The 23,976-nt window shown below is 40.5% G+C and carries 14 protein-coding genes and 1 pseudogene; 2 read left to right on the top strand and 13 right to left on the bottom strand.

Annotation, left to right across the window (positions count from 1 at the left end; genetic code table 11):
• Window positions 1-146 precede the first annotated feature (146 nt).
• Together HMPREF9073_RS07300 and HMPREF9073_RS07295 are read left to right on the top strand one after the other, a co-directional pair.
• Window positions 147-1,898 (top strand): ABC transporter ATP-binding protein, encoded by a 1,752-nt coding sequence (locus HMPREF9073_RS07300; RefSeq protein ID WP_009750825.1) that lies wholly within the window; start codon window positions 147-149, stop codon window positions 1,896-1,898.
• Window positions 1,899-1,956: 58 nt separating this feature from the next.
• A pseudogene (locus HMPREF9073_RS07295) lies at window positions 1,957-4,976 on the top strand (VIT domain-containing protein).
• Window positions 4,977-5,062: 86 nt separating this feature from the next.
• Here HMPREF9073_RS07295 and HMPREF9073_RS07290 read toward each other — a convergent pair.
• The 13 genes from HMPREF9073_RS07290 to HMPREF9073_RS07230 all read right to left on the bottom strand — a co-directional run bounded on the left by HMPREF9073_RS07290 (window position 5,063) and on the right by HMPREF9073_RS07230 (window position 23,974).
• Complete coding sequence (locus tag HMPREF9073_RS07290; protein WP_009750822.1) at window positions 5,063-6,265, bottom strand: OmpA family protein; 1,203 nt, start codon at window positions 6,263-6,265, stop codon at window positions 5,063-5,065.
• A 180-nt stretch (window positions 6,266-6,445) separates the two neighbouring features.
• On the bottom strand, window positions 6,446-9,607 hold the full coding sequence (locus HMPREF9073_RS07285) for an efflux RND transporter permease subunit (RefSeq protein WP_009750821.1): 3,162 nt from the start codon (window positions 9,605-9,607) through the stop codon (window positions 6,446-6,448).
• A gap of 53 nt (window positions 9,608-9,660) precedes the next feature.
• Window positions 9,661-11,058 carry an efflux transporter outer membrane subunit gene (locus tag HMPREF9073_RS07280; RefSeq protein ID WP_009750820.1) on the bottom strand — a complete coding sequence of 466 codons (1,398 nt, stop codon included), beginning with the start codon at window positions 11,056-11,058 and terminating at the stop codon, window positions 9,661-9,663.
• Between the two features lie 125 nt (window positions 11,059-11,183).
• On the bottom strand, window positions 11,184-11,738 hold the full coding sequence (locus tag HMPREF9073_RS07275; protein ID WP_034555599.1) for an Ig-like domain-containing protein: 555 nt from the start codon (window positions 11,736-11,738) through the stop codon (window positions 11,184-11,186).
• Between the two features lie 5 nt (window positions 11,739-11,743).
• Window positions 11,744-12,577, bottom strand: coding sequence for a hypothetical protein (locus HMPREF9073_RS07270; protein WP_009750818.1), 834 nt, complete (start codon window positions 12,575-12,577; stop codon window positions 11,744-11,746).
• 84 nt (window positions 12,578-12,661) lie between these two features.
• On the bottom strand, window positions 12,662-13,768 hold the full coding sequence (locus HMPREF9073_RS07265) for an efflux RND transporter periplasmic adaptor subunit (protein ID WP_009750817.1): 1,107 nt from the start codon (window positions 13,766-13,768) through the stop codon (window positions 12,662-12,664).
• Between the two features lie 305 nt (window positions 13,769-14,073).
• Complete coding sequence (locus HMPREF9073_RS07260) at window positions 14,074-14,949, bottom strand: geranylgeranylglycerol-phosphate geranylgeranyltransferase (protein ID WP_009750816.1); 876 nt, start codon at window positions 14,947-14,949, stop codon at window positions 14,074-14,076.
• Between the two features lie 30 nt (window positions 14,950-14,979).
• Window positions 14,980-16,290 (bottom strand): lytic transglycosylase domain-containing protein, encoded by a 1,311-nt coding sequence (locus tag HMPREF9073_RS07255; RefSeq protein ID WP_009750815.1) that lies wholly within the window; start codon window positions 16,288-16,290, stop codon window positions 14,980-14,982.
• Window positions 16,291-16,387: 97 nt separating this feature from the next.
• Window positions 16,388-18,709 (bottom strand): penicillin-binding protein 1A, encoded by a 2,322-nt coding sequence (locus HMPREF9073_RS07250; RefSeq protein ID WP_009750814.1) that lies wholly within the window; start codon window positions 18,707-18,709, stop codon window positions 16,388-16,390.
• 81 nt (window positions 18,710-18,790) lie between these two features.
• Window positions 18,791-19,270, bottom strand: coding sequence for a gliding motility lipoprotein GldH (locus HMPREF9073_RS07245; protein ID WP_009750813.1), 480 nt, complete (start codon window positions 19,268-19,270; stop codon window positions 18,791-18,793).
• Window positions 19,257-20,618, bottom strand: coding sequence for a regulatory iron-sulfur-containing complex subunit RicT (locus HMPREF9073_RS07240; RefSeq protein ID WP_009750812.1), 1,362 nt, complete (start codon window positions 20,616-20,618; stop codon window positions 19,257-19,259). Before HMPREF9073_RS07240 ends, HMPREF9073_RS07245 begins: the two co-directional genes overlap by 14 nt.
• 226 nt (window positions 20,619-20,844) lie before the next feature.
• Window positions 20,845-22,506 carry an MBOAT family protein gene (locus HMPREF9073_RS07235; RefSeq protein ID WP_009750810.1) on the bottom strand — a complete coding sequence of 554 codons (1,662 nt, stop codon included), beginning with the start codon at window positions 22,504-22,506 and terminating at the stop codon, window positions 20,845-20,847.
• A 7-nt stretch (window positions 22,507-22,513) separates the two neighbouring features.
• Complete coding sequence (locus HMPREF9073_RS07230; RefSeq protein ID WP_009750809.1) at window positions 22,514-23,974, bottom strand: hypothetical protein; 1,461 nt, start codon at window positions 23,972-23,974, stop codon at window positions 22,514-22,516.
• Between the last annotated feature and the right edge of the window lie 2 nt (window positions 23,975-23,976).

The raw sequence follows: 23,976 nt of genomic DNA, 5'->3' as shown, positions 1-23,976 counted from the left end.
ATTTTAACATATATAGTGTAAAAATAGGAGTTAAACATAAAGTTATTAAAATGTAATTTACTAATTTCTTCATTTGCTAATTTGCTAAATTCCTAATTTGTTCATTTGCTAATTGTTTTGTACTTTTGCAGCCTTAAAAGAAAACAATGTCCGAAAAAACATCACGCACTAAACATACTTTTCATCAGCTATCGCGCTTTGTAAAACCTTATCGAGGCGTATTTATAGCTGTCGCGCTCTTTGCGATACTTTCTTCTATTTTTTCAACGGCTCAGCCTTACCTCATAAAAGTAGCAATCGACGATTATATCACCCTTAAAAACTACGAAGGGCTGTTGCGCATCACCTATATATTAGTAGTCTTGCTCTGCGCCGAAGTGTTAATGCAATTCCTTTTTTCTTATTATTCTAACTGGTTAGGACAAACCGTTATACGCGATATACGCGAAAAACTCTTCGCTCACTTGTTGCGCCTAAAGATGAGATATTTCGATAAATCGTCAATTGGTGTGCTCGTAACCCGTGCGGTGAACGATATGGAACGCATTGGTGAGATTTTCAGTTCAGGACTTTTTGAGATGGCAAGTGATGTGCTCAAAATGTTAGTTATCACCATCGTAATGTTTGTAATCGATTGGAAATTAGCACTCATCAGTTATGCTACGATGCCGCTAATTCTCTACTTCACCCGTTGGTTTCAGCGTTCTATGAATGCCGCTTTTGTGGAAGTGCGCAAAGAAGTAGCTAACCTCAATGCCTTTGTACAGGAGCGCATTTCGGGTATCAAAGTAGTACAGCTTTTTGCCCAAGAGCGCGAAGAATTAGAAAACTTCAAGAAAATCAACGAGAAACATAAGCAAGCGTGGCTCAAAACAATATGGTATAACTCTATCTTCTTTCCTATTGGCGACTTGTGTGTATCAATTACTATTGCTCTTATCGTGTGGTTTGGCGGACGACAAATCGTAGGCGATAGTGTGTACGACTTGGGGAATATCTTCTTGTTTATACAACTCTCTCAACAGCTTTTCCGTCCTATCAGGCATATCGCCGATAAGTTCAACACCTTACAGATGGGCATTATCGCTTCCGATCGTGTGTTTGCTATTTTGGAAACTAAAAACGACTCGGAAACTGAAGGACACAAGGAACTTACCGAAGTGAAAGGGGCTATAGAATTTAAAGATGTTCACTTTGAATATATAGCAGGCGAAGAAATTTTGCACGGCATCAGTTTTGAAGTCAAAGAGGGTGAAACTATTGCTATTGTAGGGGCGACAGGCGCTGGGAAAACTACGATTACCAATCTGCTGAACCGTTTTTACGACCTTAGCTCTGGTGCGATTTACATCGATGGACTAAATATTAAGGAATACACCCTCAGTTCGTTGCGAAAACACATCGCTACTGTATTGCAAGATGTATTTTTGTTTGCCGACAGCGTGCTGAACAACATCACCCTGAAAAATCCCGCTATCACTGAGGAGGAAGTGATTGCAGCAGCTAAGAGCATAGGCGTTCACGATTTCTTGATGAGCTTGCCTGAAGGTTATCACTACAATGTGAAAGAGCGCGGCACAATGCTTTCGGCAGGACAACGCCAGCTTATTGCTTTCTTACGTGCTTATGTACACAAACCACAGATACTCATTTTGGACGAGGCAACTTCATCAGTCGATTCTCATTCCGAACAACTCATACAAAAGGCTACCGATAAAATGACTGAAGGGCGCACTTCTATTATCATCGCCCACCGCCTTACAACGGTAAAAAAAGCCGACAAAATTATCGTGTTAGACAAGGGAAATATCGTAGAAACGGGCACACACGAGGAGTTATTGCAAATAGAGAACGGTTACTACCGCAATTTGTACGAAGTGCAGTTTTTAGACGAATAATTTTTTGGTATATTGTTTGATTTACAGCTAATAAGTTTCATCAAAACATTGTTTAGTAATGAAAATCAAACATTTTTTATCTTCAGTAGCTTTACTGCTTCCCTTTGTGATCACCGCACAGAAATCGGTGATGCCCGAGGTAAAAGTAGTAAATGAACGCAATGCCAACCCTATGGTGTTGCAAGACCTCTCCATAGACATATTGGTAATAGGGCAAACAGCCGTTACCACTATGGAAATGACCTTTTACAACCCCAACAGCCGCGTAATGGAAGGCGAATTTCAGTTTCCTCTTGCCGACGGTCAGCAGGTGTCACGCTTTGCCTTGGACATCAACGGCAAAATGCGCGAAGGGGTGGTAGTAGATAAGACCTCAGGGCGCAAAGCCTTTGAGGAAATTGTGCGCAGGGGTGTAGACCCTGGTTTGTTAGAAAAGACGGAGGGCAATAACTTCAAAGCCCGCGTGTATCCTATGCCTGCCAAAGGCACTCGCCGTGTGCTTATCGCTTTTGAACAAGAGTTACACGAGCGCGACGGACAGGATTATTACTTCTTGCCTATCACAGCTAACACCACCCTTAAAAACTTCAAAGTACGCACTGAGGTGGTATCGCGCTTTGTAAAAGCCGATATTCAAAACAGCTTGCAATTAGACTTCAAGCAAGCGCACAACAGCTATATCAGTGAGGTGAGCCAACAGAATTTTGCGCTCAACCAGAACATTGCGCTCACTTTCCCTAAAATTGAGAAACCGCAAAGTATTAGCGCTACTAAAGGCAACAAAACCTATTGCTATGGCAATATAGCCTTGGCTACTGCCCAACCCAAAAACAGACCTACTCCTAAAGAAATAGGGCTTTTATGGGATGCGTCACACTCGGCAACCAATCGCGATAGAGCAAAAGAATTTGCTTTCTTAGACGCTTATTTCAAAGCACTTAAAAATGTGAAAGTCGTTCTTAGCAGTTTCAATATTCGCACTGATAAACCCCTTAGTTTTGAAGTGAAAAACGGCAATTGGCAAGCACTGAAATCACATTTAGAAAATTTGCCTTATGACGGTGCTACCGATGGCAACGCTATCAATTTCAGTCTCAAAGCCGATGAATTACTCCTCTTTAGCGATGGTATTTTCAACTTTGGCAGTAAAGATTTTTCAGTAAACGACATAGTAAAACAAGCCAAAACCCCTGTAACGGTAGTCAATGCTTCGGCAGTTGCCAATACCCCAAAAATGCAATACCTCGCCAATGCTACGGGGGGTAGCTTTATAGATTTGACCACCCTCACTACCGAGCAGGCACTAAAAGTAGCGCAGACTGTACCTTTCCAACTGCTGGATATAGAAGTGAAAAATGGTAAAATAGCTAAAATTTTCCCACAGAAAGGTACTACTATTACCAAAGGTAATTTTACCTTGCAGGCGAATTACAAACTAAAGAAGCAACCTTAGTACTCAGCTTTGGATACCCTAAAAATATAATCGTACAAAAAGAAATCCATTTTACAGCTAACCCCGATGCTTCGGGAAGTGAGTTTGAACTTTTGCGCCGTATATGGGCAGAAAAGCAAATTGCACAATTAGAACGCGAAAGCGCTGAACAAAAGCAAATAGATGCCGTAGGACGTGAATATGGCATTGTAACTGAAGGTAACTCACTTATCGTTTTAGAAACCGTAGAAGATTATGTGCGCTACCGCATTACACCTCCTGAAGAATTGGCTAAAGAGTACTATGCGAGACTAAACTCTCAAGCTGAAGAGAAAAAAGAGAGAAAAAAGGAAATTTTAGAAGACCTTATTGAGCAATCAAACGAGCAAACAGAATGGTGGAAAACCGTATATCCTCTCAAAGATAAAAAAACTAAAAACAAAAAGCAGCTAAATGTAGTAGTAGATGAAATAACCGACAATCGTGCTGAAATAAAAGATGAGGTTATAGCTTCTGCTGAAACAGCTAAAATGGAAGAGTCTGTACCTCAAGCTGAAGTTCAAGCTCAAGCGCGAGGAATCAGTATGAGAGGGATAAGCTCTGTTTCAGAAGATACTGATCGCTCAGAACTCAATGAGGTAGTAGTAAGGGGTTACGCTCCTGTGATGAAAAGAAGTCTAACAGGCTCTATTTCTGTTATAGCTACAAATGATGTGAGAGTTGAAAATACTACCCCAATGGCAAATATAGAACTCAATGCCTACAACCCCGATACTCCTTATTTAAAGGTAATGGAATACACTGAAGAAGCTAAAGCTGTAGAAACCTATTACAAACTAAAAAAAGAATATGGCACAACACCTGCTTTCTATGCCGATGTAGCCGATTACTTTTTCAAAAAAGGCAATCGCGAGCAAGCTATTTTGGTAGTATCTAATTTAGCAGAACTCGGTTTAGACGACCCACAACTGCTCAGAGTATTAGGTTATAAACTCAGTCGTTACAATGCCAAAAAAGAAGCGGTGCAAGTATTCCAAAAAGTAGCAACTATACGACCAGAAGAGCCTCAATCTTTCCGTGATTTAGGCTTAGCTTTAGCCGATGATACCCAGTACAATGAAGCAGTGAAGAACCTTTACAAAGTAATTACTGAAGATTGGAACGACGATCGATTTGAAGATGTAAAGCTCATTACCCTGAACGACATCAACAGTATCGTAGCGCGTAATAAAAATGTAAAAACGAGCTATATCGACAAGCGTTTGCTCAAAAAAGAGCCCGTAGATGTGCGTGTAGTACTCTCTTGGGATACCAATGATTGCGATATGGACTTATGGGTAACCGACCCTAAAGGCGAGAAATGTTATTACCAAAACACACTCACTTATCTCGGTGGAAAAATATCAGACGACGTAACTGAAGGTTATGGTCCTGAAGAGTTTATGATTAAAAAAGCTATGAAAGGACAATACAAAGTGCAGGTAAATTACTATGGTAGCAATTCCCAAAAGCAATTGATGCCGGTAAGCTTACGCATTACTTTCTACACCCACTACGGAACACCACAACAAAAACAACAAGAAACAACGATACGCCTCAACGATGAAAAAGATGTAATTGAGGTAGGAGCTTTTCAGGTAAGGTAACAGGAATAGGAATAGAAACAAAAAAGCGAGGCTTTCGCCTCGCTTTTTTTAGTAATTCTTATTTTTAAGTCTCAGATTATGTAAAATTATTCAATGATATTAGCAATACTTACTCGGTTCCAATCTGGCTCGCTAAACATATCACCGATACCATTACCTTCAGCTTGAATTCTATCAGCAGAGATTTTGTAACGGTTAACTAAGAGAGTTTTAACAGCTTCAGCACGAGCAGTAGCTAATTTTTTGTTTTTCTCTAAGTCACCTTCAGGAGAAGCATAACCTTTTATACTTACTTTAGCATTTCTATATTTGTTAAGGTAAGAAGCGATACGCTCTACGTTAGGCAATTGAGATGCATCAATAGTACTTTTAGCTACACGGAAAGTAACTACAGACTCTAAAGTTTTCTTGTTTTTAGTAACAACTTTCTCAACTACTTCAGGTTTTTTGTTACGAGCAGCCTCTAAATCATCTTGCAATTTTTTGATTTGTTTTTGGTCATCAGCTAATTGTTTGTTTTTGCTGTTCAACTCATCACGAAGTCTTGCTAACTCACCGCTGTTATCAGGCGCTTGAGCAGCTGTAGTGAAGTGGTGAGCACCATTGCTACCTTTGAAACGGTAAACTACACCAGCAGTTACTTGAATCATAGAGTTCAAAGTATTCAACTCATTTTGAGAAACTGATGGATTTGTGTTAATGTGTTGTACAACACCAATAGGGTTAATTCCGCGTTCAACACCATAAACAATAGCAGGGCTAATTTTAATTCCCCAAGCTTTGCTTTCACCTAAGTTGAACAATAAGTTAGAACCAAACTGAGCACTCATCCAGTTCAATTTTGCTCCATTATCAGCTTTTCTGTTGTCAGCACCTTGTGGGTACAAGTGATACCAGCCTAAACCAGCAAAACCTTCAACTTCGAAGAAACGAGGAGTTCCTTTGTAGCCAGCAAAAAGATTGCTCAAGTTTACAGTACCTACTAAACTTACATTGCTAGCGTCTACAAAGTTACCATAAATTTGAGATTCGTCAAAGTTTACTGGACGTACATACGCCATACCTTCAACGCCTAAACGGAACGCTGGAGAGATTTGTTTACCAATCTCAGCTCCAAAAGTAGCACGGGTGTTTTTAAAGAAAGCTTCACGAGTAGTATCGGAGAAACCACCAAATTTTACACCTACTTGCCAGTTGTCAAAAAATTTGCTCTTACTTAGCATTTCTTGTGCGTTAGCACTTACGAAAGTTGCAACCACTGCTGCAACACTTAAAAGAGTTCTTTTCATAAAAATAACGTTTAAAAAAAACTTATTCACGATTAATATGGGGCAAATGTATAACTATTTTTTATAACTACCTCATTTTTGAGCTACAAAAACGCTCTAATCTCTTTTTTTTTAACTTTTCTTTTACATTTTATTTAGAAAAACATTCTGTTTTTGTTAAAAAATAAAGTGTTTTTTGGACTAATATTCATCAGTTGGGGTTACGAATATCTCATCGGATTTGTGGCGATAACCACTTATGCGCTCTTGCAAATCTTGGAAAATAACAAAGAGTACGGGTATGACTATCAATCCAAAGAAAGTACCTATCAACTGCCCTACCGCAGCTCCTGTAGCTACTGAACGGTTACCTTCGGCACCTACTCCTGAGGCAAATACCAATGGCATCAAACCAACGATAAAGGCAAAGGAGGTCATCAAGATAGGACGCAAACGCGCCATAGCAGCTTTGATGGCTGCTTTAGAGAGACTCTCACCCATACGGCGGCGCTGTACAGCAAATTCTACAATCAAAATTGCGTTCTTTGCCAAGAGTCCCATTAGCATAATAAGAGAGATTTGGAAATAGATATTGTTTTCCAAGCCGAAAAGCCACTGTCCTAAATAAGCTCCAAAGATACCAAAAGGCAATGAGAAGAGCACTGATAATGGTAATAAGTAACTCTCATACTGTGCTGAAAGGATAAAATAAGTGAATACCAAGCTGAGCAAGAAGATGAGAATGGTTTGTGAGCCTGCAGTCTGTTCTTCACGTGTCAAACCTGTATAATCGATACTATAATTAGCATTAAGGGTTTGGGCTGCTACCTCCTGTACTGCTTTTAGGGCATCACCCGTACTATAGGCAGGGTTGTTTTGAGCCGAAATAGATACCGAAGTAAATAAATTATAACGGCTGAGCGATTGAGGTCCAAAGGTACGTGTGAGCGTTACGAACTCGGTAATAGGCGCCATTGTGCCACTACCTGTTTTTACGAACAAGTTGTTCAGGCTATTGAGGTCTTTGCGCGCTTCGGGCAACGATTGTACCATTACGCGGTATTGCTTTCCGTAAAGGGTAAAGTCGGTAGCGTAAAAACCACCTATATAGTTCTGCAAGGTAGAAAGAATCGTACTCACCGTAATACCCGATTGCATAGCGCGCTCTACATTGATATCCATTTGGTATTGTGGATAATTTACATTGAAAGAGGTTTGAGCAAATTTTATTTCAGGGCGTTGCATCAAAGCACCTAAAAATTGTTGTGCATTTTTGTTCACCTCACTGATATCACTTCCGGATTTATCCAAGAGCACAAACGATACCCCACCACCTATACCAAAACCAGGTACTGAAGGCGGTTGGAAGAAAATCACATTGGCATCTTTGACATTAGCTACTGCACGAAAGGCATTATTGATAATTGACTGAATGTCTTGACCAGGGAGTTTAGAACGCTGTTCGAAAGGTTTCAGCTTGAAGAAGCCCATACCATTGTTACTACCTTCGCCCGAAATCATACCACGCCCCGTTACAAAGGTAACATTTTCCACCCCTGGGATATTGGAAAGACTTTCGTTTACTTCACGCATAATATTGGCGACACGTTCCATAGATGCCCCAGGAATCATAGATACATCCATCATCACAAACCCTTGGTCTTCACTGGGTACAAAGCCCGATTTCATACTTTTATTGGCAAAATAGATACCACCTCCTGCTAAGAGTAAAAGCACTAAGGTTACCCATTTGTGGCGAAGGAAGAAAGTAAAAGTTTGTCCGTATTTATAAGTCGCTGCATTGAAAGCTACATTAAACTTGTGGAAGAACTTACCGAACCACGATTTTTCTTCGTATTCTTTATCACCGTGAGGTTTGAGAAAGAGCGAGCAAAGTACCGGACTGAGGGTGAGCGCATTGATTGCTGAAATCACGATAGCTACAATAAGGGTTACCCCAAATTGTTTGTAGAACACCCCCGTAGTACCGCCCATAAAGGTTACCGGCACGAACACTGCTGCCATTACCAAAGTGATAGAGATAATCGCCCCTGTAATCTCGTTCATAGCCGAAATGGTAGCAGGTTTCGCTTTCTCGTGAGTTTGCTCCATTTTGGCGTGCACCGCCTCGACGACGACTATCGCATCATCCACCACTATACCGATAGCCAATACCAAGGCAAAGAGGGTGAGCATATTGATAGAATAACCAAAGAGGTTCAAGAAGAAGAAAGTACCTACGATAGACACTGGCACCGCAATAGCAGGAATAAGCGTAGAGCGGAAGTCTTGCAAGAAAATATACACCACCAAGAACACCAACAAGAAAGCCTCCAAGAGGGTAGACACCACTTTAGAAATGGCAGCATCTAAGAACGTATTGGCGTTGTAGTTGATAGTATAAGTAATCCCTTCGGGGAAAGAAGGTTTTAGCTCCTCTAAGAGTTTTTCGATATTTTGGATAATTTCGTGAGCATTAGAGCCTGGGGTTTGGGAAATACCCATAGCCACCGCAGGACGACCTTTACTTTCAGAAAATCCTGTATATCCGAGGGCGTCGAGTTCTACAGTAGCCACATCTTTGAGGCGAAGTACACGTCCGCCATCTAAGGCTTTAAGCACTATATTCTCGTATTCAGATACTTGAGTGTATTTTCCTTTATATTTAATTACATATTCATAGCTACTACCGCTGTTTTGCCCCAAAGTACCCGCAGCTGCTTCTCTACTCTGAGCTGAAATTGCAGCAGTTACCTCAGTAGGGTTGAGACCGTATGCTTGGAGTTTTTGCGGATTTAACCAAATACGCATAGAATAAGTTTTACCTCCAAAAGCACTGGCATCCCCTACCCCACTGATACGTTTGATCGCAGGAATCACATTGATGCTCAAATAGTTTTGCAAGAACACATCGTCTAACTCTTTATTTTCAGAAAAGAAAGTGAGGAACATCAGGTTACCTGAGCTCTGCTTGCGCACTGTTACCCCCGATTGGGTTACCTCCGATGGCAAAATAGAGTTCGCACGCGACACTGCATTTTGCACGTTTACTGCTGCAATATCACCATTAGTGCCTTGTTTGAAATACACAGTAATATTTGCTGAACCACTATTAGAAGCCGATGAGGTAATATAATCCATATTTTCCACCCCATTGATTTGTTCTTCTAACGGAATCACCACTGCTTTAAGCACTGTTTCGGCATTGGCACCTGCATAGTTAGCCGATACCTGTACCGTTACAGGGGCAATATCGGGGTATTGGGAAATAGGTAAGGATATAATCCCTAAAATCCCTAAAATTACTATCAGAATAGAAATTACCGTTGATAGTACCGGTCTGTTTATAAAACTTTTTATCATAAGTTTAAGTTATAGATTCTTCTTTTTAATTTGCTAATTTACTAATTTGCCAATTATTTCCAGCCACCTCCGAGGGCTTTATACAGGGTGATACCATACTGCATACGAGTGAATTGTGCGTTAGCTACACTAAGCTCGGCATTGAGGCGGTTTACTTCGGCAGTGATCACCTCCAAATAATTCACCATACCGCTATCAAAGAGTTGTTTAGAGAAATCTGTTGCTTTTTGATAGGCTTCCATCTCTTTAGTTTTGAGTTGAATAAACTCGTCTTGAGAGTTGAATTGGTGCATTGCATCGGAGACTTCTTTGCCTGCTGAAAGAATTGCCTTTTTGAAGTTGAGTAAAGCGGTTTCTTGAGCAGCTTTTTGCACTTCGTACTGGGTGCGTATTTGTCGGCGATTGAGGATAGGTTGCGCCAATCCCGCTATAAAGTTAGCAAACATCGATTTGGCTGAAAACCAAGTATCGAGTTCAGTACTGCTGATACCGCCGCGAGCACTGAGAGTGAGGGTAGGATAGAAAGCAGCACGGGCTACATTGGTGAGTTCAAAAGCGTTGCGCAAGTTCAGTTCGGCACGTGCCACATCAGGACGATTTTCGAGCAAACTTACAGCATATCCCTGACGGAATTCAGTAGGGAATTGTTGTTCGGCAAGGGTGCTTCGCTCTATGTGATGAGGTTCTTCGCCGAGGAGTACACATATCGTATTCTCTAATGCCCATACGCTATTGTTGATTGTAATAAGTTGTGCTTGTGCGTTGTACACAAGTGCTTCGATTTGCTTGGTCGCTACTTCGGTAGTAGAACCTGCATTTTTGAGTTGTTTGGTAGTTTCCAAACTTTTGGTGCGGAACTCAATGGTTTGTTCGAGTACTTTTTTCTGTTCGTCAAGCATCAACAATTGGTAATAAGCTGTCGCTAAAGTTGCTACCACTTCGGACTGCACTGCTTTTTGAGCTTCGACAGTTGCCAAATAAGAGGCATAGGAGGCGCGTTTTTGGGCGGAGAGTTTGCCCCAAATATCGGCTTCCCACGAAGCGCTACCTGTGATATCAAATAGGTTGTTGTAAGTACGTTCTCCCAGACCTCCCGCTGCATTGATAGAGTTGGTGCTGCGGGTGTAGTTTGCTCCTACTGAGAGGGTAGGGATAAAAGCAGCCTTACTTTGCTTGAGGTAGGCTTGTGCTGAAACTACACTTTGCATTGCTACACGCACATCGAGATTATTAGAAAGCGCCTTGCTGATGTGCTGTTGGAGAGTGGCATCGGTGAAGATGTTACGCCAAGATACATTAGCACTGCTAAGGCTATCTGTAGGGAGATTGTCCGTACGGAAAAATTTTTCATTTACGACATTGGGACGCTCGTAAGTTTTGCGACCTGCACAAGCGGTAAGGCTAAGGGCTATAGTTACTATAGCAACTGATTTATAAATGATTTTGTACATATTAGTTGTTAGGGGTTAGGGGTTAGGGGTTCAGACGGGGCAGACAAGGCAGACAAGGCAGACGGGTCTGATGAAAGTGTAAAAGAGAATAGAAATATAGTAAATTGGGTCATATCAAAAATATTTTATTTCTTTTTACTTTTATTCTTTTTATGTTGGTTATAGTAATCCTTGGTATAAGCCACTAATCCATATTGACTGAGATAGCCATATTGCTCAAATAACTCTTGCTTCTCCATTACAGAATACTTGTAAAACTGTCCGCTTCGGAGTTCTTTTTTGAATGCTTCTCTATCTTTTTCTTCAACTATCTTATCATTACGTATAAAAAGGATTCCACAACCATAAGCATACTCAATATGAATATTACTATTCCTATAGAGTCTGTCCATAGTATGGTTATATACTTGGTGAGGTGTGTCTTTAAACACAATATAGCAACCCATATTGTCAAAATGGATTGTATCCCACTGTTTTGCTTGTATCTTATACATACCATTGGCATCTGTTTTTACCTCATTAGCTGCATAATACCCGTCTTTTGTATAAGTAATTACATCTGTTCTTACAGGAATATTAGCAAGAGGCTTCCCTTGATAGTCAGTTACCTTGCCTGTTATAGTAATTTGCGCCATAGTGGAAAGTGTAAAAAAGAATAGAAATATAGTAATTCGGGTCATAACTTTTATTTTTTAGTGTTTACAATGATTACTCCATAGGCTCCAAGAGAGCCATATAATGGAACTCCTAATTGTCCATCTAATTCTATTATTTTCTCTATTTTCTTCCGTCGTATTTTTTTGAGAAACTCTTCCTTTTTTTCTATAGGCAATCCGTCGAGAAAAAACAACTTGTCGCAAGGAGTTTTCAAACTTATAGAAGGTGTAGAGGCTCTTGGGTCACTACTTCTGCTTTCAATAGGAGGGTGTTGTACAAAGTTATGGCTTTGTTCTTTTATTTCTTTTACGACGAGATAACAATCCTCTATATTTTCAGCTTGTATCGCATTCCAGCGGTGGGCTTCGATAGTGTAATTGCCTAAACGATCTGTATAAGTCCCGATATTTCTATCTTTGTTATATACCCTAATATTAGCCAGAGGATTCCCTTCTTTATCAGTAATTTTCCCTGAAACCACTATAAGGCGATAGGTTTGATAGAATTCCCCAATCTCTGCATAAAGTTGCTCTTCCTTGTTGAGTTGACTATTAGGCGGATTACTAGCGAGTGCTTTTGCTTTCCGAAAAGTGTCCTTAGTGATGATATATACGGCTCCGTATTTTGCACTACTGCCAAAAAGATTTTTAGCTTCTTCTCTAAAAAGCACCAAAATTTCGGCTATATCATCGGGTTGAAGTTTTTCAGTCTTTAAACTCCATTTAGTAATTTTCTTCCCATCAATAATATAAAGAGGGGGCTCGTTAGAAATTTTCCCTACATCCTTTATGCCTCCGCCTTGGGATTCCTTAACTTGTGCTGTGAGAGGCAGAGAAAAGAGTAATAATAACAAATATTTCATAATAACGAGGGGCAAGTTACGAATGACGAATGACGAGTGACGAATGACGAGTTACGAGTTATGAATGACGGGGGCAACTTTTCACTAAAAGATGGGTTGTATTTTCTTTACGAGGCTGTCCATTGAAATGGGTTGGGGTTTGATTACGGTACCTGTACGCACTTTATTGAGACCTTGTGCGAGGATGACATCGCCTTTTTTGAGTCCGCTTTCTACAACTGCATAGTTATCGGCGCGGTTTTTAAGTGTGATGACGGTTTGTCGCAAGGTATCTTTTTCGGCTACGCGATATACAAATACTTTTCCTTGTTGTTCAAAAGTAGCGACCTCAGGAATTACAAGTGAATTGTTGAAATTTTGAGGTATTTTAATCGTTCCACTATTGCCATTAGTGAGCAATTTGTTAGGATTAGGGAAAGTAGCGCGGAACTGTATGCTACCCGTAGAGGGGTCGATTTGTCCGGTTACCGCTTGAATTTTACCTTTCTCAGCATACTCTTTTCCGTTAGCCAATACCAATGAAGCCTCAGGCAGGTTTTTGAGTTTTTCGGCAGTGGTTTTGCCTTCGGTGTTAGCTAAAAAGTCGAGGTATTCTTTCTCGTTCATTGAAAAATAAGCATATACCTCTTTCACATCAGAAACGGTAGTGAGGACTGTATTATTGGCAGTTACTAAAGCGCCTTCACGGAAGTTGATTGCTCCTACTACTCCATTTACAGGTGCTTTTACTACTGCAAAACCGATGTTGCTGGCCACCTCGTTGTAGGCAGCTTGAGCGCGTTGCAAGTTGGCTTTGGCAGTTGCTAATTGCACGGAGCTCACGATATTTTTTTCTACCAAGGGCACTAATTTATCTACCTCCACCTTAGCCGCATCTACAGCTGCTTTGGCTGAGGCTGCCGACTGGTTAAGGGTTTGTGTTTCCAGCTGAAACAAAGGTTGTCCTTGGGTTACTGCCTGACCTTCGTCTACTAATACTTTGGTGATATAACCAGAAATCTTGGCCTGCACGGAACTGTTTACAATACCTTCAATATTTACTGGATAAGAAAGTTGAGAAACCGTATTTTGCTCCCCTACTACAATCACAGGATAAGCCTCAGGTCCATTTGATCGTTGTTGTTGTTGATTTCCATTATTACAAGCTACCATTGCGATAGCTACTGTTGTTACTAAAAAGATTTTATTCATTATACTTAGTTATTAGTCGTTAGTGTTAGTTTTAGGACAAGTCGGACGGGGCTGACAAGTCGGGGGAGATAGAGATGGTTAGGTGAGGTTGGAGGGTAAGTGTTATTGGCAAAAGTAGTTTAAAAATAGTTATAGGCAAGTGTGGGACGGCGTTAATCTTTTGTTAAAGTTTAGCAAATGAGACACCAATGCGCTGTTTTAAAATTTATGTTGCAAAGGTAAGATGAAGAGAGGATTTAGGCAAATAATATCGACAGAAAGGCTGATTTTATCGACGAAAAGTACAAAGTACGAGGTGTATTTTTTTAACTATTGATTTGCTTTACCAATATTACACTAAAAACTCCCATTACGAGAATCACTCTAAGCATATTGTGTAAGGCTCTGTATTGAGGTTGGGTTTGGCTTTTCCAAAGAAAGGCTACAAAAAACAATAAATAAAGCATTGTAAAGTAGAGAAAGTACGTCAGTTTGAATATGGGGAAACTATGGAGTAGCCAATAGATAGGCATAAAGCAGAGCAATACGTTCAAGGTGATGAGTTTTTTAGCAAAACTCTCACCATAGACCACGGGAATTGTAGCATAGTTGTGAGTGAGATCACCTTTGATGTTTTGCAAATCTTTGATAAACTCTTTGGTGAGCATTAACAGAAAGATGAGTATAGCATGGGCGAAAATCACAGTTTCGAAATTGCGATAATACACAAATATTGCAAAAAAGGGGATAATAGCTAAACTTGCTGAAGTGAGGTTGCCCCAAAGCAGTAGCTTTTTGATACGGTGTGAATAAAGCCACATTGTGAAGATATAACCTGAAAAGAAAATCACTGCTCTAAACGACACATAACTAGCTACTATTACTGAGAGAAAATTGAGCAAAAAATAGAGGGTAAGTTTGGTATTCTGACTCACTAAGTGGTTGATCATTGTTTGGGTAGGTTTATTAATCAAATCTTTATCTTTGTCGTAAAAACCATTGATAATATACCCTCCAGCGATAGCCAAAGCTCCTGCAATGACGAGCATCAATAAGTGTGTATCGGCAAGGACTTCACGCCAAGGTTGTTTGGAGAGCACGAAGATAGAGGCTAAGTACTGAGCTACACAAACCATCGCGATATTGTAGCCACGGACTACCGAAAAAAGCCCCAATAATTTTAATAAAGCTCTTCTCTTCATACTATCTAACTGTTATTTCTAACTTCTATATTACTTGTATATAGAAAGTCGTTGTCCCACGCGTACTTTATTACTTTTCATTCGGTTCCAGCGTTTGATATTATTGATTGTCACGCCGTGGCGACTAGCAATTTTACCTAAGTTATCGCCTTTTTTCACCGTATAAACTGTTTTTTTAGTAGATTTACCTCCTGCGTATTGTTCGCCTTTGGTTACTTCAGGAAGAACTTGTTCACGTTGAGCTTTTTGTTCGTTTAGGTAGTTGTAGATAGCTTGTTCATTGGATACGAACTTACCTATTTCGGAGATAGGCAAACGCACGGCATAGTTGCGCCCTTCAACATAAGGCACTACATCTAATTGGTAAGAAGGGTTAAAAAACTGAATATCTTGTACATCCATACCTGTAATTTCGGCTATATCCTTGAAAGGAATGGCTTGTTTTACACGAATGGTATCAGTTTGGAAGAGATGATTAGCGCGTTTTTGAGGTTTGAAGCCGTGTTCTTTAGCATATTCAAAAATATAGAGTGTTGCCAAGAAAGCAGGCACATACCCCGCTGTTTCACGAGGAAGATAGGGGCGCAAATTCCAATAGTTAGTCTTGCCATTAGAACGGCGTATAGCTTTGGTTACATTACCGGGACCTGAATTGTAGGCTGCGAGAGTTAAATCCCAGTCACCAAATATTTTGTAGAGTTCATTTAAGTATTTGGCTGCTGCCTTAGTAGAACGAACGGGGTCGCTACGCTCATCGACATAGTTATTCACCTCTAAACCATAGCTTTTGCCCGTAGCATACATAAATTGCCACAAACCTGTTGCCCCTGCACGCGAACGCGCTTTAGGGTTCAAAGCAGATTCAATAATGGCAAGGTACTTCATTTCAAGAGGAATTTTTTGGTTACTCATTTCCTGTTCGAACATTGGAAAATAGTAATCACTGAGGCTCATCAGGCGTTCTAACGAAGAGCGACGATTCTTCAAAAACGATTTGATCACCTGTTCTAATATAGGGTTATACTCCACGTTGAAAGGTGTTTTTTCATTCAGTTTACGCAAGCGCTCTTTGAGTACTTCGGTAGGTAACTCACTGTAATCTACATCAGTAGGGGTTGCGGCTACATCTTCGCTCATTTGAAAGAACAAATCGGAATTAGACAGTTCTTTCAGCCATTTTTCATCGTATTTTTTTATGTTGGGATTATCGTTAAACTTGTGTAATCCTTCGCGTTTAGGATTTCTATTTATTGTGTCTTTTTGAGAGTTTTGCGCCTGTATTGGCATACTACCTAAGAGCAAACAGGCGAGGGTAGTGAGTGTATATTTTTTAAATTTCATATTCTTAATAATGTAAGTACGTTTTTTAGTTTATTACAATAAGAGCGACAAAACTACTAAAAATATTACAAAGAGACAAATATTCGCTCAAGAAACTTTAAAAATCGATTTCAGGGTCTTCAGTATCTCCTTCTTTTTCTTTATTGCAATCTATAGGAATTTCTTTGTTTTGAGGGGCAGGAAAAGCGCCTTTAGAAACGCTCAAATCTTTATCGGCATAGCATTTTTTCATATAATAGCCGAATATGGGGAGTGCCATTGTAGCCCCTTGACCGTAGGCAGTAGTACGGAAGTGTACCGCGCGGTCTTCACCTCCTACCCAAACACCGGTAACAAGATTAGGCACCATACCGATAAACCAACCATCGCTATTATTTTGAGTGGTACCTGTTTTACCTGCAATAGGGTTCGTAAATTGATAAGGATATCCTGTCATTACATTTTTGTAAATGGTATTATAAGTTTCTGCACCTTTGGTACGCAAGCGCGCTCCTGAACCATAGCGTGTAACCCCTTCCATCAAGTTTACAACAGCACGAGCTACTTCAGCACTTACTACATCGTGAGTTTCAGGGGTGTTTTCAAAAAGTACTGTACCGTTCTTATCTTCTATACGCGTTACTAACACAGGTTTTACATATACCCCTTCATTGGCGAAAGTACCATAAGCCCCTACCATTTGGAAGACAGTTGCATCGGCGGTACCTAAGGCGATAGAAGGCATTTCGGGCATATTGGAAGTGATGCCGAGTTTTCTCACCAAATTGATCACGGGTATAGGGCCTACTTTATCCATCAGGTTTACAGTAATAGAGTTTACTGAGTTTGCCAAAGCGTATTTGAGGGTCATCATTTTACCTGTGAAATTACCTGTAGAGTTACGTGGGCACCACGCTTGCACATTGCCGTACTTATGAGCTTCTACACACGTTGGGATATCAGGGAGTTCCATACAAGGAGAATAGTGCAATTGGTCGATAGCGGTGGCATATACAAAAGGTTTGAAGGTAGAGCCCGTTTGGCGAGCACCTTGTATCACTTGGTCGTATTGGAAATGCTTGTAGTTGATACCTCCTACCCACGCTTTTATGTGTCCTGTTTGAGGTTCCATAGACATCATACCTGTACGCAAATAAGCTTTATAATACAATATAGAGTCACGTGGGGTCATAATGGTATCTTTTTCACCTTTCCAACTGAAGACACGCATCTCTACTTTTTTATCAAACGACTCGCGGATTTCCTTTTCGGAATAGCCTAAATACTTAAGGTGTATCCAGCGATTAGAGTTTTTCATTGCGCGTTCCATTAGGTTTTTATACTCTTCTTTAGAGACTTTTACAAAAGGATAGGTAGCATTTTTCTTAGGGTTATTCTCGGCGTCGAAGGCTTTTTGTAGTTGTTTCATATGAGCTTTCACAGCAGCCTCGGCATAAGCCTGCATCTTAGAGTCGATGGTGGTATAGACTTTCAATCCGTCGAGATAGAGGTTGTGTTTAGTACCATCGGGTTTAGGATTTTGGTCTATCCACGTTTTCATATAAGAACGCAAGTACTCACGGAAGTAGGTTGCCATCCCGTCGTTATGACTTTCGGGGGTAAACTTGATTTTCAATGGCAACTTTTGCAAGGAATCTTTTTGTTCTTGGGTAATGTAGTTGTTCTTAGCCATTTGGGCAAGTACTACATTGCGACGATTAGTTACTCCTTCTTTATTTTTCACAGGATTGTAGAGAGCAGAGTTTTTAAACATCCCTACAAGCATTGCGCCTTCTTCTATTTTGAGGTTTTTAGGTTCTTTATCGAAGTAGATTTTAGCAGCCGAACGGATACCATCGGCATTGTTATTGAAGTCGTAGATATTGAAGTACATTGCTAATATCTCTTCTTTAGTATATTGTTTTTCAAGGCGTGTAGCGATCACCCATTCTTTTATTTTTTGAGTATAACGTGCTAAACCTCTGGTTTTTTCTTTATGAAAAAGCTGTTTTGCCAATTGTTGTGAGATGGTGGAAGCACCTCCTTTTCTGCCAAAATAGACCATTGCCCGCAACGTACCACGCACGTCGATTCCTGAGTGTTCATAGAAACGTTCGTCTTCGGTGGCGACGAGGGCATCGACTAAGTGTTTAGGTAAATCTTTGAAGCGGATAGGCGTACGGTTTTCATCTAAATAGAATTTTCCTAACGATTTACCATCGGCGGTAACGATTTCGGTAGCCAAATTGGTTTCGGGATTTTCCAAGTGTTGGAAGTCGGGCATTTCGCCCAACAAGCCTAAAGAAGCCGAAGTAAAGAGTAATATCACTCCTACCACGCCCGCTATAAAGATATACCAAAACCATCTCACGACTGTGCTGAGTCCTTTTTTAGGTTTGCGGCTGCTGTTGTTACTGTTTGTGCTGTTTGCTTTTTTCATAGTTTATTATTTTTTAAGTCTCCTACGAATTTCACGAATTTACACGAAATTGAGACTATATAAAACTCTTTTGTTAGGCAATTATTTATTAGTTTCTTCGCGTAGCCCCACTTCGGTGATTCCTTTGAGTATTGGTATTCCTTCATCATCACCTATTTTGCGCATTGCTTGTTCTATTTTGATGTTGTACTTACCTTTAGCAGGGAAAACGAATTGTTCTTTGTACCACAATTTGCTTTCTTTCACTGCTGAATAGCCATCTCCCAACCATTTACCTTCGGGGGTTGCCATTTCGTATTGCAACGTATCGACAATTACCTTATCGCTATTGGGCACTTCCATTTTGGCAATCAAATAGATATTGCTAAACTCGTAATGCTCATCGTTACGCAACATTATGAACAAGTTTTTTTTAGCCAACGTATCGTTTGCTTCTAAAAGAAAGGTTACAGGTTCGTTTTTAGTCCAACCATTAGGCAAAGACACATATTGGCTGTATTCCACATTACTATGGCAAGACACGAGGGTTAGCCATAGGAGTAATACACTAAGCGTTCTCATTTTTAGGTTTATCGGCATTAGAGGCTTTGGGTTTGTTATTTTTATTATTGGGCTTTTTCTTAGCGGTATTGGGGTTGTTGTTAGCATTAGGATTGTTATTATTGCCGTTATTTTTAGGCTTGGGCGATTGTTTCTTTTTGTTAGACTGCCCTTGGGGTTGGGATTGTGCTTGTTGGGTTTTGTTATCTCGCTGAGGCTTATTATTATTGCTCGCTTTTTTGTTGTTATGCTTGTTCTTTTTGCGTTTAGGGGCATCGAAACGGGTGATGCTATCTTCTTCTACTGGAGCGAGTTCAATACCTTCATAAGCTGAAGTGCTTTTACGTGAAGACAAATCGGTAACGATGGCATACTCTTCTAACTCTTCAATAGGTTCTCCCTCTTTATTGAGTTCGATAATTTCTTTTACGCTATCTACTGAGAGTTTGTGCCAAGTGATAGGATTTTCGTCGTAAGTGAACCACATTAGGCGTTTGAAGATGTCTATTTTTTGGCACGATGCCATACCGCGCTGTGTGTGGAGTTTTACATCGGTGCGAGGGAAATCTTGCAGAGCATCGAGATAGGTGTCGAGTTCGAAGTTCAAGCAGCATTTGAGTTTACCACACTGACCTGCAAGTTTTTGAGGGTTGAGTGACAATTGCTGGTATCGTGCTGCTGAAGTGGAAACGCTTCTGAAATCGGTAAGCCAAGTAGAGCAGCAGAGTTCACGACCGCAAGAACCTATTCCACCTAAGCGGGCTGCCTCTTGGCGGAAACCTATTTGTCGCATTTCTATACGCACAGAAAAGGCTTTTGCCATATCCTTGATGAGCTGGCGGAAATCGACACGCCCCTCGGCTGTGTAGTAGAATGTTGCTTTAGAGCCGTCGCCTTGGAATTCTACATCGGAGATTTTCATCTCTAAACCTAAGGCAATTGCTAATTCACGCGATTGTTTTTGGACTTCTATTTCTTTGGCGCGTGACTGTTGCCATACATCAATATCGTGCTGATTAGCTTTGCGATACACTCGAGGTATATCGCCTTCCCAATCGATTTTGCGTTTTTTCATTTGCGAGCGCACCAATTCACCTGTAAGGGTTACGACTCCTACATCGTGTCCTGAAGGGGCTTCGGTGGCTACTACATCACCCATTTGGAGGGGTAATTTATCGACATTGCGGAAATACTCTTTGCGGCTGTTTTTGAAGCGCACCTCGACGCAATCAAAATACTCTTGTCCGCCAAGGAGTTGGGTATTTGCCAGCCAATCAAAAACTGATAATTTGGCAGTGCCAAAGCTTCGCGCTCCGCAGTTTGTATTACAGCTATTGTTCGTATTGTGTGTGCAAGTATTGCAACTCATTTTTCTATGGATTATTACATTAATAGAGAGGGTATAAGAGCCCTTTCAATCGGCAAAAATACGAATAATTTAGAAATTAGCAAATTTGTGAATTAGCAAATTAGAGAAAAGTAGAGAGAATATTATAGGGAGAAGCTCGAAGAATCTTGGAAGATTCTGGAGGGTCTCGGGGAAAAGTAGACAGATAAAAAGGATTGATTATTGATTTCTAAAACCTAATTCTTGATTAAAACTGGAAATAGATAAATGGCTGTATATCGGTGGAATAGGCTTGATAACATATCAATACTACCACTAAGGCGATGGCGGCTTTTACTACGTAATGGCTTTCGGCAAAAACGTGCTCGGTATAATCTTTCCAGCGTTGGGGCAGCCAGTGGGTGATATAGCCTATGAGGATGATTCCTAAACTAATATTGTTGTACTTCATCACTTGCATAGCCGAACCCCAGTCCATATTATGAGCGACTTGGTCAAACCATTGTTTTATACTTTCCATATCGTTGCTTCGGAAAAACACACGTGTGAAAGTGATAAAAACAAAAGTAAAAGCTATTTTCCAAGCGCGTAGTACCCACAAGTTACTGTTCTCATACGGGCTCACCTTACGCCAATACTTATAAGCCACAACTCCTAAACCATTGAGTCCGCCCCAGATAACAAACTTCCACGATGCACCGTGCCACAATCCTCCAATGAGCATTGTAATCATAATATTGATATTGGTAGTAAGGTAGCGTTCAAAGGGTTTATAAAAGAACGCAACCGCAGAACCTGCTATTAACAGTAGCCCTGTGATGAGGGTGAAAACGAGATTGTTGATCGCTACTACCAAAATCACTACAAAAAGCAAAGAGAAGACGAAAGTGCCTATGGTACTATTGCGGTTACCTCCTAATGGGATGTACAAATAATCTTTCAGCCAAGTGGAAAGGGAGATATGCCAACGTTTCCAGAAATCACCGCAATTCAAGGCTTTGTAAGGCGAATTGAAGTTTACAGGCAAATGAAAACCCAATAGCAGTGCCACCCCTATAGCAATATCGGTATAACCAGAGAAATCACCATAGATTTGCAACGAATAGCCTATGAGAGCCAGAATATTGGCAAAACCCGTGTGCATAGAAGGGGCATCGAATATTTTGTCTAAGAAGTGCAAAGCAATAAAATCGGCAAAAATCATTTTTTTAATGAGCCCTTTGAGAATGAAGAATATCGCTTTATTGAACTCTTCTTTAGAAACAACAGTTTTCTTGAGAATTTGAGGTACAAACTCTTCGGCGCGGACGATAGGCCCTGCCACGAGTTGAGGAAAGAAACTCACATAGAAACCAAAATCGAGTATAGAGTTCAGTGGAGTTACCTTGTTACGGTATACATCTACTGTGTAGCTAATCGTTTGGAATGTATAGAAAGATATCCCTACAGGCAAAATGATTTTATCAACTGTGAAATAGCCTTGATTGCTAAAGCCATTTGCCCAATAGGCTAAATAGTTAAACGTTTGGTGCTGGGTGTGGAAGAGTGCATTGTAAGTATCGGTAAAGAAATAAGCATACTTGAAATATGCTAACACTAATAAATTTAAACAAACACTCACGGTTACAGCTATTTTGCGTCGGCGTTCTTCGGCTTGCCGATAGATGTAGTGCCCCAGATAAAAATCGGTAACAGTACTGAATACTAACAGCAACACAAAAAGGCCGCTCGCCTTGTAATAGAAATAGAAACTAGCGATTAGCAAAAACAGATTGCGCAGGTGTCGGCGTCGGTAAATCAGAGCAAAGACAGCATACACCAAGACAAAGAATATCCAGAAGTCTATCCGCACAAAAGTAAGCGGATGCTCAGGATTAAACATAAAGAAATTGTTGAAAAAGTCTGTCATAAATCTGTTATTCTACCGCTGTGAGGTCGTTGTGTAAACACTGATAAAACACTTCTGAAATAAGTTTAGTTCCTTTAGGGCTAAAATGGACATAATCGGCAGCTGCCATTCCTTCTTTTACCCACGTAATCATAGAGTTTTCGCCACCCATTGCCTCATACATACTGAAGTAGGCGATATCGTTTTTCATACACTCTTCTTTCATCAAATCGTTGAGTTTAGGCACATAAGGATAAGTGATGCGCTTGCCGTTGTGCGAGGTGGTCATATCGCCATTACCTATGAGCATAAACATTGCATTGGGGTTGGCACGTTTCACCCATTTCATATTGAAAATAAGTCCTTCAACATAGTCTTTCAGCTGTTGGTCGGTTTTCATATAAGGAATGGTATTACCTCCGAACTCAAAAATAAAGAGGTCGGGTTTACGAACGGCAGACATTTGGCGGTAATTCTCATAGTTCATACGGGTGAAAATACGTCCTGCTTCACCGCGCATTGCCACGTTATCGGCGCGCACTCCCGAAGCAGCATCGAGGGTAATTCCATAGAAATCAGGACTTACACGTGCTTCCAATTCTATATATAACTCATCGGGGGTAGTTGCAAAATTCAGTTGGTAGTTATGGTATTTACCATCGGCGATGAGAGTATCAATTTTAATTACATTTTTTCCTTGGTATACCCTAATAGCAGTTCGGCTGGTAGCATTACCATAGTGCAACCCAAATTTGGTATAGTTTTGCAGGCGTGCGTAGGATTTTTTAGAAGGTTTGATTGTAAAGGATGCTTTTGTAGGTTTCAACAAAGCAGTATCTTTCACATAAGGTGTAAAGCGCGAATAAGTAGCATAAAGTCCGTAACTATTGTGTTTCACAGTTTTGCGCTGTTTGCGATCAAAGAAAGCATAGCGCATCCAGTTAGGTGAAGAGACTATATCTACACTATTTTGGCTATAGACCACCTTGATAGGAACGAAACCAGGTCCGCCTCCACCATAGGAGAGTTGCAAGCGGTTGCGTATATAGGCAGTTATACGGTCGCCTTCTATTTGAGAGTCGCCGTAATGTACAATTTGGCAAACGCCTTGACGGAGTTTAGCTTTGAGGCGTTTGATATAGTCAATTTTATTTCCAGGGTAATAGATTTTACCTTCTACATTGGTATCTAAAGTGTGTAGAGAATCTTTTTCGATAGTATCGTTCGTTGTTAAATTTTTTGTTTTTTCATCAACGATGCTTCCCGAAGTTTCTTTGATTAGTTCATCGAGTTTGTTGTTTTCTTTTTCATCAGCTTTGAAGAGTTCTCCTAAAATATCGGGGGTAGGATAGCGCAACATTGCATCACCAAAGGCAATACCTTCACGCACCATACCGTTGGCGGTGGTGTGATAACGACTGAAAAAGGTCATCGCAAAAAGGGCAGCGAGTAGTCCCACGATAAAGAGTAAGATTTTCTTAGGTTGCATAG

It is taken from the genome of Capnocytophaga sp. oral taxon 326 str. F0382, from assembly GCF_000318295.1.
Lineage (GTDB): Bacteria > Bacteroidota > Bacteroidia > Flavobacteriales > Flavobacteriaceae > Capnocytophaga > Capnocytophaga periodontitidis.
The sequence above is the reverse complement of the archived record's forward strand: the minus strand, read 5'-3'. Positions and strand labels throughout refer to the sequence as shown.

What these genes read in the sequence shown, in the direction of transcription:
- HMPREF9073_RS07290 (WP_009750822.1), bottom strand. Translation starts at nt 6,265, where the DNA reads ATGAAAAGAACTCTTTTAAGTGTTGCAGCAGTGGTTGCAACTTTCGTA.
- HMPREF9073_RS07250 (WP_009750814.1), bottom strand. Translation starts at nt 18,709, where the DNA reads ATGAAAAAAGCAAACAGCACAAACAGTAACAACAGCAGCCGCAAACCT.
- HMPREF9073_RS07255 (WP_009750815.1), bottom strand. Translation starts at nt 16,290, where the DNA reads ATGAAATTTAAAAAATATACACTCACTACCCTCGCCTGTTTGCTCTTA.
- HMPREF9073_RS07245 (WP_009750813.1), bottom strand. Translation starts at nt 19,270, where the DNA reads ATGAGAACGCTTAGTGTATTACTCCTATGGCTAACCCTCGTGTCTTGC.
- HMPREF9073_RS07230 (WP_009750809.1), bottom strand. Translation starts at nt 23,974, where the DNA reads ATGCAACCTAAGAAAATCTTACTCTTTATCGTGGGACTACTCGCTGCC.
- HMPREF9073_RS07300 (WP_009750825.1), top strand. Translation starts at nt 147, where the DNA reads ATGTCCGAAAAAACATCACGCACTAAACATACTTTTCATCAGCTATCG.
- HMPREF9073_RS07260 (WP_009750816.1), bottom strand. Translation starts at nt 14,949, where the DNA reads ATGAAGAGAAGAGCTTTATTAAAATTATTGGGGCTTTTTTCGGTAGTC.
- HMPREF9073_RS07285 (WP_009750821.1), bottom strand. Translation starts at nt 9,607, where the DNA reads ATGATAAAAAGTTTTATAAACAGACCGGTACTATCAACGGTAATTTCT.
- HMPREF9073_RS07240 (WP_009750812.1), bottom strand. Translation starts at nt 20,618, where the DNA reads ATGAGTTGCAATACTTGCACACACAATACGAACAATAGCTGTAATACA.
- HMPREF9073_RS07235 (WP_009750810.1), bottom strand. Translation starts at nt 22,506, where the DNA reads ATGACAGACTTTTTCAACAATTTCTTTATGTTTAATCCTGAGCATCCG.
- HMPREF9073_RS07270 (WP_009750818.1), bottom strand. Translation starts at nt 12,577, where the DNA reads ATGAAATATTTGTTATTATTACTCTTTTCTCTGCCTCTCACAGCACAA.
- HMPREF9073_RS07265 (WP_009750817.1), bottom strand. Translation starts at nt 13,768, where the DNA reads ATGAATAAAATCTTTTTAGTAACAACAGTAGCTATCGCAATGGTAGCT.
- HMPREF9073_RS07280 (WP_009750820.1), bottom strand. Translation starts at nt 11,058, where the DNA reads ATGTACAAAATCATTTATAAATCAGTTGCTATAGTAACTATAGCCCTT.
- HMPREF9073_RS07275 (WP_034555599.1), bottom strand. Translation starts at nt 11,738, where the DNA reads ATGACCCGAATTACTATATTTCTATTCTTTTTTACACTTTCCACTATG.